Here is an 18,806-nt window from a genome sequence, read left to right as displayed (position 1 = left end):
GAGAAGATCTGCCGCCGTCCGTCATCGTCTCGTACCTGCGCCGTTAAATTGGTTGCCAGTCGGCGAATGTCCTTATTAATAAGCCGCCCGATATCCGGCGAATAGTGCAGTTTAACCAGGTCAAATACTTCTTGCTTGGAAATGCGTGGACGATCTCTAATCTCTTCCAAAATGGCCTCTCGTGCTTTGCGTTCTAACATATTTACCCCTCCCTCAATCTCCGATTCAAATAGTTACGAATGATGTATAAGTTGTTAATTGCTGCGTCGATATCCGCCAGCCGCCATTGCGGCTCATCGCTTGCTGTTAGGCTTTCAAACCATACCGCCAGCCGTTCGTCATCAGTGCGCGCGTTTAACGGCTTAAATATCGCGTCATTAATTCCGCGCCTTGCTTCGTGCCGCCAGTCGGGCGATCGTTTCTCTTTTACGAGTTGCAACACGCGCGACCGTGTCGGAATGTCGTCGTTTTCCTGCGCCTCTCGTTTGACCTGCTCGACCACTTCCGGATTTTTCGCAAGGATTTCAAAACGTTGTACTTGTTTAGGGTGAAAGCCTAATTCTTTGATGCGTTCTGATTTCGGTTTCGGTTTAGTCGGATCAAATTGGACACCGCTGTCCTTTTTGATTTCTGCGCTTTTCCTGTCACCGCCCGCCGCCGTCGGCATTTTCAGCGTAAATTCGCCAATCTTGCGTTCCGCGTCTAGCAGTGCGCCGCTTAACATTTGCGCCTCCGCTAACTTTTGTTCGCGCACGTCTGTCGCCAGCGTTAATTGGTCAATCGCTCGAATCTCCGCTCGTACCGATTTAAGCTTTTCTCGCCCAAAGAGCACGAATTTTGTCAGATCCTCAATCTTTTCAGGCAAGCCGGCGAACTCTTTAACGGTTAACTCGTTCATGCTTCACCTCCTTTTTGTTATCGTTTGTGAAACTATTTGACTAAAAAAAATTGATTCGCGTCTAAATTGTATTGCTCGCAAATGTGGCGCATTTCCCGCAAAGTAAAATCTAACCCGTTTTGATTTAGCTTGCGATTAGCGGCATTCCGCGAAATTTTTAGCTCGTCGGCAAACGCCTGCTGCGAGATTCCCATTTCAACAAGAAAAGCCTTAAGCTTGTTATATCCTTTAGCCATCGCCGCACCCCCTTTTTGTTATCTTCTGTGAAACTTTACACTGTTAGTATAAACCGCTTCGGTTTCTTTGTCAATAACTTTTTTATGAAAAAACGTAAAAAATGTTGCCATTTTAGAAACATAGCTATATAATGACATTAGAAAAGAGACAAAATAGGAGATGATAACCGTGACGTTAGGCGAAAAGTTGCGCGCCGTTCGCAAGAATGCTGGTCTCACAATCGAAGAACTTACAACGGCTTTTAATGATAAATTTGAATTACGCGCGAACAAAGGCATGGTCTCAAAGTGGGAAAATGACCTTGTCGAGCCATCTAGCCCCTACATCACGGCGTACGCAAAATTGTTCGGTTTAGATCTAAATGAGTTATTAAACCTACCGCCGAGCGACGAAAACTATTACCACGACCCAGAAGCCGCCGCGCTTGCCGATATGATCAAGGATAACCCGCGTTATCGTGTACTGTTCGAGGCTAGCCGCGACTTGTCCAAGGAAAACATCGACTTTGTAATCAAGATGATAGAAAACCTACCGAAAGGCGATGAAGATTTTAGTGAGTAACATGCCGGCTGATATTTTTATTTTTATGTATAATATGCCCTTACAAATAAAAGCCTATACGCGGGTCAATACCGATGGATCCTATACGGTATTTATTAATGACAGACACTGCCGGGAAGCGCAAGAACACGCGTTCAAGCAAGAACTGAAACATATATACGGTGATGACTTCTACTCTCCCGCCACCGCCAACGCGATTGAAATGCTGCGACATCATCAGGAATAACCAAGGAGAATATACTATGACACAAAAAAATAAAGCGGCTAAAAAAGACACTGCACAAACTATCCGTGAGCAAAAAGCGGAAGATGTAAAAAAACTCAGGGAAAAACAAAAAAAGAGTTGACCCCAGGGGCAAAGGACTTCTAAGCATAAAGCCTACTCCCATTCGGGAACCCAGCCTATTTCCTTCACGAGTCAATCTCTTTTTTAAAGTATAGAGTGATTGCAATTTTTTGTCAAATTTCCCCATCAGAGTTAACTGAAAGTGAAAATGAAACAACTCGTTAAACTTCTTGTAGGCAACCGCAAAAATACGCTGTTTTCTGCGGCAAGCTGCGAGTAAAGGAGATTCACTATGACACCAATAGAAGGTAAAATTATTCTTTACCAAACACAAAACGGTAACCAAAGCGTATCCGTATTATACAAGGACGATTTCCGCATATTAGGTCTGGCTATTATCAAGCAAGGATTGATTAAATAACGCCCCGCCTCCCCTCTCAGATTGGGGACATTATATTTAGGGCGCTTCATACTGTTTGGCTGCCGGCACAAAAAAGCGATGCCAACGATGCTTAAATAAATCCCCAAGGACGAGATTCCTTTTTAACCGATACTCCGGTCGGCCGCCCGATTATAGTAAGGAAAGGAGCTTTGACAGCCTACAGTTATTGTGATATATTGTGTACAAGTGAACTGGGGAGACTGCTTTGCAGTTGCAACCTGAATAGCCGTACACAATATTGTGTACGGCTATTATCTTTTATGAAACCATTTAAAACATACGACGAACAACTTGAAATCATCAAATCTAGGAATCTTTTACCGGATTGCGACCTAGAGTTTTTACTAAACTACATCAATTACCCCGCTTTACTTAAAATCCTAGCGCATATAAAAGACACCGCTGAGCCAAATTTATCTTTCTCTCTTCCCGATTCTGTGAGCGAAAAAGAGAGAGAAAAATTTTCTTTAGAGCTTAGAAAGTTTGTTATCTCCCACAACACTAACTACGTAAAAGACATCCTTAAAACCGATGGCTACTACAATGTCATTAACCTATACAATAAACCATTTTTAACTGCGCCCGATCAATATAAAGAAGGCATCGACTTTTTTACCCTTTATAGTTTTCATCAAATAGACCGCCGGATAAAATCAGTCATTTTTTACCCCATTCTTCAGTGCGAAGAGGTGCTCAAAACAACTATTGCTTATGAATTTGCGAAAAAATACGGACCCCACGCAGATACGGTCGTAGACGATAATTATAAAGAGCCTTATTTGCAAAGTGAAAATTATCAAAACGGTGCAGAACAACTGATCGACGGCTTTAGTACATTATTTAACGGGAACACACCTTCATTTGTGCATTATAGGAAAAATCACGGGCACATACCAATTTGGGTGTTTATCAACCGCCTAATGCTTGGCGACATTTGCCAATTCTATAAAAAGCTAAAGATACAATCTCTCATTGCAGAAAACTTCGCCTTAACACCAAGCCAATTACGTACCACGATGGAAACGCTACGTGTAATACGCAATGTCTGCGCCCACTCTGGAAGCTTTATAAACAAAGACGATTTACCCTTAATGAAAAATGGCATCCCACTTATTTTAGACTTTTGCAGTCGCTTCGAAATATCTCAAAAGCACCTGCTGCGAAATAATATTCTGCTACTATTCATTATTTTCAAATACCTACTTCCCGCAAGTATTTTTTCATCAGTGTCAAAAGAGTTCAGTACTACGATTTTCAGATACCTAGATCACGCACCGGTGCCACTCGCTAATGATTTCATTTACAACCGCTTCAATATCTTCAGTGAATCTGACTTTAATAGAAAAGTCGAATATATAGCACGATACGATGTGTTTCATTAATGCTCAAATTTTCAAGTAGCTTTCAAGTAGCTTTCAAGTAGCTTTCAAGTAACGCCCCATAATCACAACAAAAAAACGCCCGCCAACGCGCTACCAACACGATGACGGGCAAGTAAGCCCGGAGGCCTACCACAACACTGTTATTATACCACACCTCCCGGCTTAGTTTCCCTATGCCAAAGGAGGTATTTTTATGTGGATAGAAGAACAAATTTTACAAGACGGTACAACCGCGTATCGCTACTGTGAACGGTATGTTGACCCGAACACCGGCAAGCGTCGCAAAATATCCGTCACGCTGCCGACCCGCTCACGGCCGGCCATTAAGCAGGCAACAGCGATGCTGGCGGCTAAAATAAAAGCCAAGCTTTCCGATACATCGTACACCCGCGTCACTTTTGAACAAGCCGCGCGTGAGTATGAAAAGTACAGGGCTCCCGCTCTTAAGATCTCCACCCGCCGCAACATCAACGGCATAATCAACCGGCTTATTCGTATGCTGCCGCCGGATGTACTGGTAAGCGAGATCAAGCTCCCCATGATTCAACAAGGCATTAACGACCTACAAGAGCGCGGACTTAAACGCGCGTACATCGCCAAACACGCCGACACGTTCCGGTCAATTATCCGGTTTGCGCGTAAAATGGGCTACGTAAAAGATATCGCCTATTTAGAAGATATCGAGGTACAACGACAGCCAAGCACGCTTGAAGACGCCGCCAAGCACAAATATAAATTTTTAGACGCCGACCAACTCAAAGCCGTATTAGACGAGCTAAAATCAATGCATTATCGTATGGGAATGGCGATAGAGTTTATGTCGCTAACCGGGCTGCGGTTCGGCGAACTTGCCGCCTTACGCGAGCAAGACTACGACCGAGAAGGGGCTAAAATCAACATAAACGGCACGATTCTCCCATTTTTACCAAATGGTCATCCCAAACAACGCGGCACGCCGAAAACGAGCGCATCGTACCGAGATGTAGCACTAGACAGCCGCGCCGTTGCGATTATTGAATATTTCATTGCCGACAATACCCGCTTATATCGCTGGTGGAAAGGCTATGAAAATTACGGATATATTTTCACCACTGCCCGCGGAACCCCGTTCAGTCTCCGTGAAGTGAACCGCTACTTGCGAAAAATAAGCTGCGCCGACCATCTGTCCACCCACGTCTTCCGGCATACACACGTCAGTTTACTTCTGGCGGCCGGCGTTCCGATAAAAGCCGTTATGGAGCGCGTCGGGCACTCCTCCATGAAAACGACCATGGAAACCTATACCCACGTCACAAAAACGCAAAAAGAAGTTGTCATCAATGCGATTGAAAAAATAAGAGCCGGCATGTAACCGGCTCTCTTTTATTATCCATTTTTATAAAAAGGGGCACGACTGAAAAAAGGGGCACAAAAGGGGCACAGCCTTGCAATGGTCTGAAACTCTATAAAACTGTAAAACGCCCAAACAAAAGGCTCCCGACGGGTAATCAGGAGCATTTGAAACCATATAAAATTGTAGAAAACCCTAAAAAAGTGATGGTGCCGGAGAAGGGACTTGAACCCCCACGGTTTTACCCGCCTGATTTTGAGTCAGGTGCGTCTGCCATTCCGCCACTCCGGCACGTCTTTCAATGTGACAATACTACCATACTTCGCCCGTGCTCGTCAATATTTTTTATGCATTTTGTAAAAATCAGCTTGTTTGACAATCATTTCGCTGCCTGTCAAAATAGATTTATCACCTGGTAAGGAGGTCCCCGTGAACACTTCAACTGGACAAAAAAATCGTTGGTGGTATGTACTTCTCGCCGCCCTTATTCTGGTGGCCGGCGTCCTTTTATTTTATTACGGCTACTATATTCGCACTCCCAAATATGCGGTCATGGATGCGGCTGATGCGGCGCGCGAGCACAATCTGACTCGCTTTGAACGGCGCGTCGATATTGATACGCTGGTGCAAGACGGTTTCGATGATGTCTTTCGCGACAGCGCCAACGCCGGTACAAGCATGTCGGCATCTATTATGTACGTTATGCGGCCGATTTTTATTCAGGCTCTGAGCCACGCCTTGCGCTCGCAAATCGATCAGAAAAACTCCGCGCCGATCATTTCCATTCCGCTGATTACCAACGAAAAGGACGCGCCACCGTCCAATTACGAAGTCACTGACATCCAAACGCTGACATCGGAAGGCACGAACGCGGAAGTCCTTGTCCGTCTCCGTGAAATTAATCGTGACCGGTACATCCCGTTGCATTTGTCGCTGGTGAAAGATTCCACCGGGTTTTGGCGCATTAAACGTTTGCAAAATGCCGCCGAAGTCTATGATGCGTATCGTCAAATCAGCGGCGCCACATTATTGCCCGCCGCGCCGGCACCCGCAAAATAAAAAAGAGCCTCAGGGCTCTTTTTTTGTGTCTCAATTTTCAAAGGTTACCAGCGAATCAATAATATCGGCGACAAGTTGGGCGCTGTGTTGCGTTTTTTGTTGATCGCCTGTATACCAAGTCGCTTTCCCGGCAAAAAATTCGCGTGCGACCGGCACCAGCTGCTCCCGTAAAATCCATTTCGCGCAGCCGATCTTTTCCAAGTGCGCCGCGTTCGCTTCCTCTTGCCCCGGAATAGCATCCACCAATACCATCGGCAAATGCATTGTCATCGCTTCCGTCGTGGTCAACGCTCCCGGCTTCGTCACCAATAATGACGCGCGCGCCATCAGTCGCGGGATTTCATTTGTGTATCCGTACAATTCCAGCGGCACGCGCAACTCGTCTCGCATTTCCTGAATTTCATCAAACAGCGTGAGATTTTGTCCCGTCACAACGATAACGCGTTGCACCGCTTCCACTTGCGTCAGGCGCCATAAAATATCCTTCACCGCGCCCAGACCGGTGCCGCCCCCCATGATCAGCACGGTGCCCGGTTCGCGCAGAGAAGCTTTTTTCATCTCGTAAAACCGCTGCATAATCGGGATTCCCGTTACAAACACGCGTTCTTTTTCAATGCCCGCCGCGATCAGTTCGTCACGCACTTGCGCCGACGGTACACAGTACGCCGTGATGTTTTTATACACCCATAATTGGTGTAGATCAAAATCCGTAATCACCGTCACAATCGGGATATGGAGCTCGCCTTTTTCCACCAGCTTAGCGGCGGCCGCCGCGGGGAACGGATGCGTCAACACCAATGCATCCGGTGAGAGCACTTCCAATAAATGCCGCATGCGACTGCGAAACGTGCGCGCCAGCAGACTGCGAACCTGTTTACCGCCGTGCCGACGTTGCGATTGATGGTATAAAAGATCATAAATCAGCGGAAACAAATCGATCATTTTAATGTATGTCTCGCGCATCCAGTAATCAAGCGATATCATATCACGCGACAAAAAATCCAACGATTGCACGCGATATCCCGTAGGATGCCGCTTCAACGCTTCCGCCACCGCGCGCGCCGCCTGCACGTGCCCTTGCCCGATCGACGCGGAAAGAAGACAAACTTTCGGTTTATACTTCATGTTTCTCCTTTATAAATTATTCTTTCGATTAGCATAAGTATAGCATGTCGCCGTGAAAAAAATACGCAATGAAATATTAGCAGAGAGTAAAAAGTGATCCCAAATCGACTAAACCATATGCTGTAAAATTACCCTAAACGTGGACCGCGTATGTAAGCTACCTCTTTCGCCTTGCGGCACAACGAAAATATGACGCTGCGCGCAAACTACCCCGCCACTCTCCGGTCGTGCCCCTTGCACCGTCATGCTGAAGGTAAATAAAAAAGACGCCACAGCGTCTTAATTGACAAATAATATTGTGCAGTAAAAAAACGCCTCGCCGGTGCGCATTGGCGATTTCATTTTTTGTGAGTCTGTCCGGCGTTGTCATCGTTGCTTGAGATGGATTGGATATGACACTACTCTCAAACTGTTCTTCAGAGAAGTTTTTCAAAAATTTAGTTTGAGATGGATTGGATATGACACTACTCTCAAACTTCGTCACATACGCCCCTTGCGGATAGTATGTTTGAGATGGATTGGATATGACACTACTCTCAAACTACTGAAATTACCGTTTACGAAAAAAGATAGTTTGAGATGGATTGGATATGACACTACTCTCAAACTCCGGGCGGCGATTATGAAAATTGCGATTAGTTTGAGATGGATTGGATATGACACTACTCTCAAACCTACGTACCCGGCATTAATTAACGTCTGTGGTTTGAGATGGATTGGATATGACACTACTCTCAAACTAGTACGGAATATTTGCCGCGTTCAAAATCGTTTGAGATGGATTGGATATGACACTACTCTCAAACTAATGTTGTGTTTAATTTATACCATTAGCTGATTTCACACAAATCCTGATCCACTATATATAGTTTTTCGTATTTTGTGACGACAGGCGGGACACTCCTTTCTAAAAATAAAACAGATATTTCCTGTTCGCTAATTTCTTTTAAAAACACCTCCGTTTCTGTATTGGTAAATATGTTTCTTACATTATACATAACCACGCATTGCGCGCCTGCCAAACGGTGCAATGCATAGATGTATTCATAGAGACGCTCCGGCACGGAGTCTTTGGTCAATTCCAGTTGCAATTGCCCCAGTTTGAAGATCTCTGTCATGCCGATAGAATCCGACATCGTAAGCGGATATGAGGATTGCATATTCACATGCTGCAAAAATTGAATTATCTTTGATTCCACTTCTTTGTAATATTCAAAGTCTAGCGTCTGTACTTCTGTTTCAAGTAATTTATACAAGGCGGTGCGCATTTTATGATCATTTTCGCACAGCTGAAACGGATTGTGAATGATCGAAAGGCATTTTCCAATCGACTTTTCTTCATAATTTTCCGTTAAAAGAAATCTTCCTGTTTCACCTTCACTTTGGGCGATCAATTCCGCTACCAATGTGCGATACAAAAGCGGATGCTCCAAAACGACGAGATTATTACGGGCAAGGTCGATCGACGAATCGAAAACGGGGTGGCTTAAGATCATAGAATAACCACCTTTTCATCGGTATCAATCACGTTGCTGCTATATTCCCCTACCAGGGTTTCCATGTTTTCAAATTGTTTTTCCGTCACGCGCAATATCTGTACCAATCCGTTCGCCGGCTTTTCATGCCGCAGACGATTGGTAATTTGCTCGGAAATGGTTGTCGTTAACGCAATTTTTGTATAAACCGATTCCTGCAGCATAATAAATCCCATTTCCAGCAATATTTTGCGAAACCGTCTGTATTCCCGCAAATCCAGCGACGTTTCCGTCGGTAGGTCAAAGAGCACTAAAATGCGCATAAATCTATAACTCATGGTTGAAAAAATGCACTTGCGAAATGTCATTATGATTCAACGCCTGAAACACCGAATTCACGTACATGCGAATAGCGTTAGGCACGCTTTGCTTTTGCCCGCGAAAGGTTACTTCCTGCGTCACGAGACGTTGCATCATATGTTTTTCCTCCACGGCAAATTGTTCCCATTCTTTTTCTCTGACAAATGCGTCTACAACCGGTCGCCACGGCTCCATAAGATCGGATGACAAATTGAAATGATTATGCTGACTGTCATGAAAAATCCCCAATTCGGTAAGGTAACCGGCAATTTTGATTTCACGGGAAAAAATGGAAATGATAATTTGGTAGCCGTAGTTCAATGCGGCATTTTGCGCCGTCTCGGCCGCGCGCGTAAATCCTTTTCCCAAGAGCGCGGGAAAGTATTCTTTGGCGGCGAGACTTTCCCGATGAGTGGCGTCGCCGATTTCAACTTGCGTCTCATACTGCGCCAGCTTCGCCACCACATCGGTCGCATCCGAACAAAAATATGCCAATGTTTTCCGTTGATTCATAATCTTTTGTCGAACAATCTGTTGCCATAAAAGTTTCTTTGTCGTCTCCTTCCAACCCATTTGCATCTGTATTTTGCGAGAGCAGTCATGGCATCCGTAATAAGGTAGGATTTCCCCTTGCGGATCATGATGCTCATCGCAAATGATAATCCTGATTTCTTGCGCTAAAAGCGCGCTGATGAGTGCGCCGGTAATCGATACCTGCAGTGTTTCAATTACCAATGCTCCCAATTCCGTCAAGCTTATTTTTTCCACATGGTCGATGCTGCGAACAACCAAGTAGTTCAAACGCAATTCGAGTTTGGCCGGTTTCGTGATGACAACTGTGCGCCAGCTCATGTCTGATTCAAAACAGTGCGATTGGTAAAGAGCCCGGTGGGCGATTCATTAATCAAAATGACCGAATGATCCGTAATGTCTTTGCCTACCCTAATGACTCCAGTACTAATACTGCCGCCAATCAAGCGAAGATCCACTCCCCTCGTATTGCTGCTAAACGAAATCACTTGAAGTAAGAGATGGGCCTTTTCTTCCGTATTGAATTGCAAAAATCTTTCTAATAAGATGTGGCTCAAATATTCTTCCTGATCTTTTGAATCCAATTCGTTTAATCTCGTTTTCTCATCTTCTGATAATTCAACTTTTTTGCCTTTTATTACTACATTTAGAGACCCTAAGCGATTGCAGAACTTACCCGTAACGATTTGTTCCACCACGGATTTCCACAGTGTAATCCACTCTTCATCGGTTATTTTTATTCGGCTTTCCACTTTTTGAGCAATATCATCGGAAATTTTAGTAACTCTTTTTAGTATGCTTAGCTCCCGGTTGGCAAGAAACAGGGATTGTGCATCCGCCATTGTAATCCTATCACCCGATCGTGATGTCAAAAGGAATGGATATCCATCAAATAAAATCTTACTGCCGAATTTTATGTTTTTAAATAACACTTTAGGTTTTTGCAATTTCAAAACATTTTCACAATATTTTACGTAATCTTTTTCGCTTTTTAAGTTATTTTTGTAAACCAGCAACGCCGGTTCGATGGTGACTCGCCTCTTCCCTTTAACCTCGTGTTGAACCACCATAAATGACATGCCGGATGGCTTGATATAATACCCGTATTTGGAAGTATCTTGTAAGCGTTCATCAGAACCTTTCAGCGGCAGCACAAGCATATTTTTTGTCGTGCCCTTCTTTTGAATGGTTGCGTCAAAAAATTGCCCGCGTTGCTCTACCGGCATACGTACAACGTTTACCGTATCACGTTCGAGGCTCGCTTTGACACGCGCTAAATCTTCTTTGGTGTTCCAAATAATGCGATCGCCGACTTTAATGTCTTTGTCAAACAAGCGATAAAGATTGTATTCGACTTTTCCTTTTCCCTTTTGGTTCTGAATAAAACGGAACGGGTTTTTAGTGAATTTTTCGTAGTAGACATTCCCCACGACAATATTCAAATACGCGTCATGGGCATGGTGACAATCATTCAAGGCGCGCACTTTCGGCAAATCATAGTCATGGCGGAAGTCACTTACAGTCCGCGCCTTCACGTAAACGATCGTAACACTCGGATAGATTTTTTCCAAAATATCCGCCGTGGCTTTGACCATTTGACTGGTTTCCACCAATTGCCGACTGATAAATCCGGCCAATTCGTCGGCGGTAAGTTTGGTAGTGCGAATGAGCCGTGAAAATTTTCTTTCACTGATCAGTTTTTTCTCTTTGAGGCCTTTCCAGTATCCGTATCGTTTTTTGCGCATTTCATCCGGCAAAGGATAATCATTACTCTTCTTTAGGTTCTCCACTTTTTTGACCAATACCATATTGTCAAGACTGTCATCTTTAGTAAGAGAACGCGGGTAGATATGATCAATATCATAGATGTTACTGTTGGTGTCACGCAATAAGGAAGAAAGATCGATACGTTCTCCCGTATACATGCAACGTCCCATCTGCGTGAAGTAAAGATACAATTTTTTCCGGCGCAGATCTTCATCCTTTTTGCTTTCCAGTTGCGTTATGAGTGTGGATACATGTTCTTTATCATATTCCGCGAGGTCACTTCCGATCGCTTTATATGCATTTAAAAGTTGCGTACGCCGAGACAGTTTGCGTTCCTTTTTCGCGTCCGGTTGGCGCGTCATTTCGACGAAAATGCGTTTCGGATCCGCTTTACGAATTTTTCGGATCTCTTCGACTAAAGTAATCGCCTGCCAAACGGAACGTTTTACCGCAGGCGACAGGTAGGTGTCTTTCATGACTTCGTCATACGTGATTTTCTCGATCCGACCGGTGCCTTGGTTTTGCTTCTTTACTTCTGCCGCAAACGTAAAACGGGAACTTAATAGTTGCATAACGTTTTCATTCGTTTTCCACAAAGCGTCCATAATCCCCGAGTATACCTCGCCGGATTCGATATCAACGCCCGGCACATCGGTAAGGAACTCTTGTGACAAACGGGACCAACCGTTGAAGTTAAGTCGCGTGATTTTCTTCAATTGCTCTTCACTGAGCTGATCGCCATATTCTTTTTCGATCTTGTGTTTCCACATGGCGATATCATCGCCCATCAGACATTTCCAGCGAATAATATCTTCGACCATGGAGCGTTGCGGCTCAAATTCGATTTTGTCGCCGAAAATCGCATGGAATTTATGGTACGTCTGGAGGTTATTGGTAAATTTATGCGCGGCTTCATCGACACCGCTTAAAATGATTTCGTCGGCGTCTGCCCCTTGCGCTTTGAGAAAAGTTTTGAGCTGTTTGAATGTGACATTGACTTGTTTCTTAAACAGTTCTTCGTAAATTTTCTGTTTCAGCTCGACCGAAATCGGCACGCCGTTGACTTTTAAGTTATTTAATTCGTTAAGTACTTTGTACCTGCTGTACAGAAGCGACTGTTTGGGAATGACGTCCTTGCCGATCAAGTAGGTGCATTTGTTGGTCATGTTGCGGATAAATTTTTCCGCCGAAGCTTCCTTGTCTACTTTTTCGTCAAAATTCCAAGGCGTAATTTTCCCCTCCGCTTTGCGCACCATCCAGGCGTGGCCGCCCTGGTCGACATGATGATACGTGTTGAGCGGTCCGACATAGTACTCAATTCGGAACATCATAATCTTGACGATTTTTTGCGCTGCGGTATAGCCGCTACTATCTTTTTCCTGCAAGAACGGAAAATTCTTTGCTGCGTTGGCAAGGATTTTTTCCAATTCGATTTTGTGGATTTGATGCGGCAACACGCTGTTAGCTTTCGTACGTAATTTGGGCAGAGCTTCGCCTTTATGCAAGCGCTCGGTAATATATTGATAACTCTCTCTATCGCTTTCGTCCGGAGTAATGCTCAAGAGAATATCTGCAAAATATTTATTTATGTCTTCTTGCGTTACCGACGGATTGTCAATGACCGGTTGTTTATTGTCATAGTTGGTGCTACCAACGTAGTTGGCATAATTACCTTTGACGTTCTCATGCCGGAAAGCGTCCGCATATTGCGATTTGGCGTATTTCTTGATGAGGCTTTTCAGAATACGTAAATCTTTTTTGTGCGCCTCATAAAGCGCGACCTGTGACTCCGAAATATACGCGTAGTCGCCTAAAATGTTCGTCAAAATGGTCCAGTCATAGACCGCTTTCAACGCGTTGAGCACATGGATATTTTCTTTGATTACGCTCTCAATCTCGTCTTTATCCTCGTCGTAGTCCGCCTTTTCAAAGTCGACTGCCTTTTTAGTCCCTTCATCATATTCTTCTACGCCAAATATATCTTTCAACTTGGTTTTCCCACCGATAATCGCGTTAAAAGCGTATTCCAAGCGTTTGTCTTTATGCGGGCAAAGTTCTTTCAGTTGTTTTTTCTTGTCCCGTTTGTTCAATTTTTCGTTCAATAAGATCGCGGCAAATTTATCTTGCGCATCCACCGGCAATTCAAAGTCCAAATTGATCGATTTCAAATGTTCGGAAAGTTGCGTATAGACTATTTGGAAGCTGCGAATACTTTCCATATCTGTGCCGGCGAACAGGAAATGTCCGCGGTTTTTAATAATATGATGAATGGCTAGGTACAATAACCGCGGATCGGTAATGTGATTCGGTTTGATCAATGCCGCGCGCAGATGGTAAATCGTGGGATAGCGGTCGAAGTATTCCACGTCGGTAAAATCCGCATCATTAAAAAGAGCAAATTTGCCATCTGTTTTCTTGTCCTCAAGATGAAATTTACTTTCTTTCAGTCGCATGAAGAATTCAAAATCCTTTTTAGCGATGATCGGCGCGAAAATATCCTGCAAAAATTCAATGCGTTGTCTCACGCGATCATACCGACGCCGCGACGTTCTGAAGGTACGCGTCTTAGCGGCTGTTTTCGCTTCCTCAAAAAGGCGTGAGCCCCACATGTCTTTTTTATTGAACCTCAGCAAACGCCCCTGAGGATTGGTAGTTGCCCAACCGACGGAATTGGTTCCCATGTCCAAACCGATATAGTAATCGTTGCTCTTCTTCATCGCGAAAATCCTCCCCATCGTCGCAACCGGATTAAAAGAATAAGAATTTGCTACTGCCTTTTTATACCACTGCTGAACATTGCTCGTGCTGACCCGCTATGTCATCAATAGCGTTCCGCTTTGATCTGTTACTCTGATAAATTAAATATAGCATACGAAATCATTAGATTCCATATGCAAAAAGCGTCATAATGCATTATGCGCTAAAATAATCTCATTAATTTTTATGGATGATTTTCGAGTGAAATAAACTTGACAGGATGATTTTTAAGCGCTACTATATGGGCAGGATATGCACTACGAGTTCAAATAAAGATTTATCCACATCGCCCTTCGGGGCTCTACCTATGTAGACTAAAAGCACTCTTCGGAGTGTTTTTTTAGTGCTTGCATTTTATTTTCATATCTTGATGCGCTTTACAATGATTGCCAATCTATTTTGTAAAATAAAAAAGACGATGCGTTCGCATCGTCTTTTTTGTCTTCCTTTCGGAAGCGGCAGCACCGCCAACATCTCCGGTCGGTCCGCGTACAGGTTCAGTCGTACCTCACGGCACACTCCATGCGTTCCATCTCACATGACTAACACAATTCACACAAGAAAGATTTCTCCTATGAGAGATTTTTCAATCATTATTGCTCCGCAAAAAGCGTTTCTGAAACGCGATAAGCACGTGCGCGCCCGCTCTCGGTCAAGTGCACCATGCCACGATGAATACGTACAAAATGCCCCGCTTCGAGACGACGACAAATGAGATCGGCAAATTCCGGTTTCCAGCGCAAATGCTCATAAAGTGTACCGACTCCCGCCTCTTGCGCCTGTACAGCCGTGCCTTCATGAGTCAACAAATGGAACAAAACCGTTTCTTCTCCATACTGTAAGCGCAGACGTTTTAAACGCCGATACCGGGCAATAATACCCGATTTGGGTGTCGCGATCACCGTCAATAAAAATACTCCTCCTATTGTTCCCGCAATCGCGCCTGCAATCGAAACATCCAGCAAAAAAGCAATCTCCGTACCGAGCCACGCGGATAGGGCGCCGATGCTCGCCGCCAAAACAAGCATTTTCCGCAAATCTTTGGTAAGCAAGTAGGCCGTCGCGGCCGGTCCGATCATCAATCCGATAACGAGGATGGCGCCGACCGCTTGGAATGAAGCAACAACGGTCACGGAGACGAGTGTCATCAGCAAATAGTGCATCCATATCGGCGAAAATCCGTACATGGCCGCCAATAACGCATCAAAGGTAACCAGTTTCCATTCTTTGAATGCCGCCACAATGACTAATGTATTAAGCAAACAAATTCCTGTCAACACCCACATGGACACAGCGCCCCAATCGGCGCCATTCACACGCACGCGATCAAAGGGCGCAAAGGCGAGTTCCCCGAGCAGGACCGAGTCCGTATCCAGATGAACATTACTACCGTATAGATTGACCAAAATCAAGCCGATAGAGAATAACAGCGGAAATACAATCCCGATGGATGCATCTTCGCTAACCAGTCGAGTTCGTTGCAGGCTTTCGGTACACCACACGGTAAAGCATCCCATGAGCGTTGCTCCGATGAGCAACCAGGGCGAGTTTAAATTCTCCGTTGCAAAAAATGCAATGACGATTCCCAAGAATACGGTATGTGTGATAGCGTCGGCGACCATGGACATTTTGCGCAGTACCAGAAACACCCCCGGCAAAGCGCACGCGAATGCCGCCAACATCGCGATAAGAATAATCTCAGTTTGGGCGGACATTGATATCGCCCTCCTTCCAACGCCGGCGTGCCTCCCGATGCACCCGGTAACGTGCAATGATGCCCCTTCCGGGCGCAAACAGCAAGCTGAGCAGTACCACGATTGAGGCGGCAACGACGATCGCCGGCCCCGTCGGCAAACCTTTCACGATCGCACTGGCATACGTACCGATACCGCAAGACAGCGCCCCGATACCCCCTGCCAGTACCGCCATGGTGCCGAGATTATCCGTCCATTGCCGTGCCGCCACCGCCGGAGCGATGAGCAACGAACTCATCAAAATAGCACCGACAGACTGTAAGCCGATGATAATCGAGGCCACCAGCATCAAACCGTACACCAATTGCGTCATTCTGACAGGCAGCTGTAAACTGCGCGCGAAATCGGCATCAAACGCCACCAGTTTTAATTCTTTCCAAAAAATGACTGCCAGCAGTAAAATCATTGCCGCCACCGCCGCGGTAATTTCCACGTCGCGCGCCAGCATAGTGGCCGCCTGTCCGAAAATAAACTTCGACAACCCCGCCTGATTGGGGTTGTCCGTATGCTGCACATACGTCATCAGCATCATGCCGACGCCGAAAAAAGCGGCAAGAAATGTCGCCAATGCGGCATCAAACTTGACCTTAGTATACCGTACCGTCAAGGCAATCGCCGCCATGCACAGCAAGGATGCGACCGCCGCACCGGTCAGCAACACTTCCAAATCTTTCACCGCCAAAAACATGAAGGCCGCTACCACGCCCGGAAACGACGCATGCGACAATCCGTCTCCGATGAGACTTTCCTTGCGCAATACGGCAAACGTTCCCGTAACGCCGCTCGCTAATCCCAACAGCATGGTCCCCGCCGCCACGATCTGGAAGGTATAATCACTCAGCGGCGACAGCATGGGGCCCCTCCCGCCGCAACGGATTGCGGGCATTATAAGCCGCTTCGATGTGCTCGCTCGTAAACACTTCTTCCACGGGCCCCATCGCAATACGACGCAAGTTAATCATCGTAACCCAGTCAAAATATTCCGCCACCGTCGCCAAATCGTGATGCACAACAATGACCGTTTTGCCGCGTGATTTCATCTCTTGCAACAAAGCGACAATCGCCTTTTCCGTTTTGGCGTCGACCCCCTTAAACGGCTCGTCCATAAAATAAATATCCGCTTCCTGAATCAATGCGCGCGCTAAAAACACACGCTGCTGCTGGCCGCCCGATAGACGACTGATTTGGCGGTCAACGTAAGCTTCCATGCCCGTTTTCCGCAACACATCCATCGCCATCTCCCGCTCCGCCGCACCCGGTCGTTTAAACCAGCCGAGATGACCGTAACGTCCCATTAGTACGACATCCAGTACCGTCGTCGGGAAATCCCAGTCTACACTGCCGCTCTGCGGCACATAGGCAATCCGCTTGAAATCATCGCGCGACACGGCCAACCGACCGTCTAAATAAAATTTGACCGAACCGGAAATTTTAGTCAACAATCCCAATATCGCCTTGATCAACGTCGATTTTCCCGCACCGTTCGGCCCGACAATCGCCGCGAGCGATCCTTTCGGAATCTGCATATCCACATCCCAAAGAACCGGTCGTTCATCATAGGCAACGGTCATGTCCTCGACTTCTACCGCCCACTCCATATGAATCCCCCTTCATGTATCTTAATAACAAAAAGGCGGGCGCTCTCTCCGCACCCGCCGTCGATATTATTTCAGGCCCGTAACAATAGTATCGATATTTTCTTTGACCATACCGATATAATCGCCACCCGGAGTACCCGGCGCGCCGCACGAATCGGAATACAATTCGCCGCCGATCTTTACGTCCCAACCTTTTGCCTTGCAAGCTTCCTGCACCGCCTCAATGGTTTTATGCGGAACGGATGATTCGACGAAAATCGAACGGATCTGGTGCGTCACGATGAAGTCGGACAGTTCACGAACGTCAATCGCGCCTGCTTCCGCTTCCGTGCTGACCCCCTGTAAACCTTTGACCGTAAATCCGTACGCCCGAGCAAAGTATTGGAATGCGTCATGTGCCGTGACGAGAACGCGACGCTCCTGCGGGATTTCCGCGGCACGTTTGGCCACATATTCGTCCGCTTTTTTCAGCTCTGCCAAATATTTTTCATAATTGGCTTTGTACAAATCTTTGTGTGCCGGATCTTTCGCGACCAATCCTTTGCACACTTCTTCCGCCGCCAGCATCCAGTTCTTCACGTCAAACCAGATATGCGGGTCGGTAGCCTGCACTCCGTCATCATCTTCATATTGAAGCAATGTCGACGGATCTAAGTTGTTTGCTACACAAATAGTAGCCTTTTTATCCTGTTTCAGCTTACTGAAGATTTCACCCATCTTACCTTCCAAATGCAAGCCGTTATATACAACGACGTCGGCATCCGTCATCACTTTGACATCCCCGGCGCTGGCTTGATACAAATGCGGATCCACCCCCGGCCCCATTAAGCCGGTTACTTCTACCGCATCGCCACCGATCTGACGGCTCAAATCCGCGAGCATCGTCGTCGTCGCTACCACTTTTAATTTGCCCGGAGCGGCCGCATGCGTATCATCTTTGGTACCGCCACAACCGACCAACACCAACATCATCACCGCAAGCATACCTGTCGCGATCTGTTTCCAACTAATTTTCATACATGTCCTCCTTTATTTTCCCGAACGTCGGAGCAAAGTCCGCCCCGCCTTGCGGCGATAGTTTGAGAGAGGTAAAGATATAATACAGCCGACCTTTGTTCGAGTTCAGAACTGATTCTTGCATATTATACCATTTATGAAAATGATTTTCAATAGCGTTTGTATGCTTTTATTTCCAAACTCAATTGTATTCTCGTCAAAGCTGCACACGAAATCGGTTGCGAGCG

The 18,806-nt window shown here is 45.9% G+C and carries 18 protein-coding genes, 1 tRNA gene and 1 CRISPR repeat array; of the genes, 6 read left to right on the top strand and 13 right to left on the bottom strand.

The features are described from left to right. The 3 genes from KIB08_RS06735 to KIB08_RS06725 all read right to left on the bottom strand — a co-directional run. Nucleotides 1–200: hypothetical protein (locus tag KIB08_RS06735; RefSeq protein ID WP_303991158.1), on the bottom strand; the 200-nt coding region annotated here is incomplete at its 3' end. Nucleotides 201–202: 2 nt separating this feature from the next. After that, nucleotides 203–898: a hypothetical protein gene (locus tag KIB08_RS06730; RefSeq protein WP_303991156.1), complete on the bottom strand. Its 696-nt coding sequence runs from the start codon at nt 896–898 to the stop codon at nt 203–205. Nucleotides 899–930: 32 nt separating this feature from the next. Continuing rightward, complete coding sequence (locus KIB08_RS06725; protein ID WP_303991154.1) at nt 931–1,134, bottom strand: XRE family transcriptional regulator; 204 nt, start codon at nt 1,132–1,134, stop codon at nt 931–933. A gap of 169 nt (nt 1,135–1,303) precedes the next feature. Here KIB08_RS06725 and KIB08_RS06720 point away from each other — a divergent pair, with 169 nt between their 5' ends. The 5 genes from KIB08_RS06720 (at nt 1,304) to KIB08_RS06700 (ending at nt 5,157) form a co-directional block, all read left to right on the top strand. Further along, entirely contained in the window at nt 1,304–1,696 is a 393-nt protein-coding gene (locus KIB08_RS06720; protein WP_303991152.1) for a helix-turn-helix domain-containing protein, read from the top strand. After that, on the top strand, nt 1,689–1,922 hold the full coding sequence (locus tag KIB08_RS06715) for a hypothetical protein (RefSeq protein WP_303991150.1): 234 nt from the start codon (nt 1,689–1,691) through the stop codon (nt 1,920–1,922). The genes KIB08_RS06720 and KIB08_RS06715 overlap by 8 nt, the downstream gene beginning before the upstream one ends. A gap of 352 nt (nt 1,923–2,274) precedes the next feature. Beyond that, nucleotides 2,275–2,403 (top strand): hypothetical protein, encoded by a 129-nt coding sequence (locus KIB08_RS06710; RefSeq protein WP_303991148.1) that lies wholly within the window; start codon nt 2,275–2,277, stop codon nt 2,401–2,403. Between the two features lie 281 nt (nt 2,404–2,684). Next, nucleotides 2,685–3,806: an Abi family protein gene (locus KIB08_RS06705; RefSeq protein WP_303991146.1), complete on the top strand. Its 1,122-nt coding sequence runs from the start codon at nt 2,685–2,687 to the stop codon at nt 3,804–3,806. Nucleotides 3,807–3,999: 193 nt separating this feature from the next. Then, on the top strand, nt 4,000–5,157 hold the full coding sequence (locus KIB08_RS06700; RefSeq protein ID WP_303991144.1) for a tyrosine-type recombinase/integrase: 1,158 nt from the start codon (nt 4,000–4,002) through the stop codon (nt 5,155–5,157). A gap of 186 nt (nt 5,158–5,343) precedes the next feature. On the opposite strand, the gene KIB08_RS06695 is transcribed toward KIB08_RS06700, so the two are convergent. Continuing rightward, nucleotides 5,344–5,427, bottom strand: a tRNA-Leu gene (locus tag KIB08_RS06695). Nucleotides 5,428–5,565: 138 nt separating this feature from the next. On the opposite strand from KIB08_RS06695, the gene KIB08_RS06690 reads away from it, so the two are divergent. After that, nucleotides 5,566–6,195: a hypothetical protein gene (locus KIB08_RS06690; protein WP_303991142.1), complete on the top strand. Its 630-nt coding sequence runs from the start codon at nt 5,566–5,568 to the stop codon at nt 6,193–6,195. A 30-nt stretch (nt 6,196–6,225) separates the two neighbouring features. Here the strand turns inward: KIB08_RS06690 and KIB08_RS06685 are convergent, their stop codons facing one another. The 9 genes from KIB08_RS06685 to KIB08_RS06645 form a co-directional block, all read right to left on the bottom strand. Continuing rightward, nucleotides 6,226–7,320, bottom strand: a complete 1,095-nt coding sequence (locus KIB08_RS06685) for an MGDG synthase family glycosyltransferase (RefSeq protein ID WP_303991140.1) — start codon at nt 7,318–7,320, stop codon at nt 6,226–6,228. 374 nt (nt 7,321–7,694) lie between these two features. Continuing rightward, nucleotides 7,695–8,127: a CRISPR direct-repeat array (repeat unit 37 nt; unit sequence GTTTGAGATGGATTGGATATGACACTACTCTCAAACT). A gap of 23 nt (nt 8,128–8,150) precedes the next feature. After that, complete coding sequence (csn2, locus tag KIB08_RS06680) at nt 8,151–8,816, bottom strand: type II-A CRISPR-associated protein Csn2 (protein WP_303991138.1); 666 nt, start codon at nt 8,814–8,816, stop codon at nt 8,151–8,153. Further along, nucleotides 8,813–9,118, bottom strand: coding sequence for a CRISPR-associated endonuclease Cas2 (gene cas2 / locus KIB08_RS06675; protein ID WP_303991136.1), 306 nt, complete (start codon nt 9,116–9,118; stop codon nt 8,813–8,815). Before cas2 ends, csn2 begins: the two co-directional genes overlap by 4 nt. 4 nt (nt 9,119–9,122) lie before the next feature. Continuing rightward, nucleotides 9,123–10,007: a type II CRISPR-associated endonuclease Cas1 gene (gene cas1, locus KIB08_RS06670; protein WP_303991134.1), complete on the bottom strand. Its 885-nt coding sequence runs from the start codon at nt 10,005–10,007 to the stop codon at nt 9,123–9,125. Then, complete coding sequence (cas9, locus tag KIB08_RS06665; protein WP_303991132.1) at nt 10,004–14,170, bottom strand: type II CRISPR RNA-guided endonuclease Cas9; 4,167 nt, start codon at nt 14,168–14,170, stop codon at nt 10,004–10,006. Before cas9 ends, cas1 begins: the two co-directional genes overlap by 4 nt. A gap of 633 nt (nt 14,171–14,803) precedes the next feature. Next, on the bottom strand, nt 14,804–15,925 hold the full coding sequence (locus KIB08_RS06660; RefSeq protein ID WP_303991130.1) for a metal ABC transporter permease: 1,122 nt from the start codon (nt 15,923–15,925) through the stop codon (nt 14,804–14,806). Next, a complete protein-coding gene (locus KIB08_RS06655; RefSeq protein WP_273260693.1) occupies nt 15,909–16,814 on the bottom strand; it encodes a metal ABC transporter permease in 906 nt (301 codons plus the stop codon). The genes KIB08_RS06660 and KIB08_RS06655 overlap by 17 nt, the downstream gene beginning before the upstream one ends. Further along, nucleotides 16,798–17,562, bottom strand: coding sequence for a metal ABC transporter ATP-binding protein (locus KIB08_RS06650; protein WP_024048941.1), 765 nt, complete (start codon nt 17,560–17,562; stop codon nt 16,798–16,800). The genes KIB08_RS06655 and KIB08_RS06650 overlap by 17 nt, the downstream gene beginning before the upstream one ends. Before the next feature lie 66 nt (nt 17,563–17,628). Next, nucleotides 17,629–18,579 (bottom strand): metal ABC transporter solute-binding protein, Zn/Mn family, encoded by a 951-nt coding sequence (locus tag KIB08_RS06645; RefSeq protein ID WP_303991128.1) that lies wholly within the window; start codon nt 18,577–18,579, stop codon nt 17,629–17,631. Nucleotides 18,580–18,806: the final 227 nt, after the last annotated feature.

This window comes from Negativicoccus succinicivorans (assembly GCF_018372215.1).
In the GTDB taxonomy this organism is placed as follows: domain Bacteria; phylum Bacillota; class Negativicutes; order Veillonellales; family Negativicoccaceae; genus Negativicoccus.
This window is presented reverse-complemented; position numbering and strand designations above follow the sequence as displayed.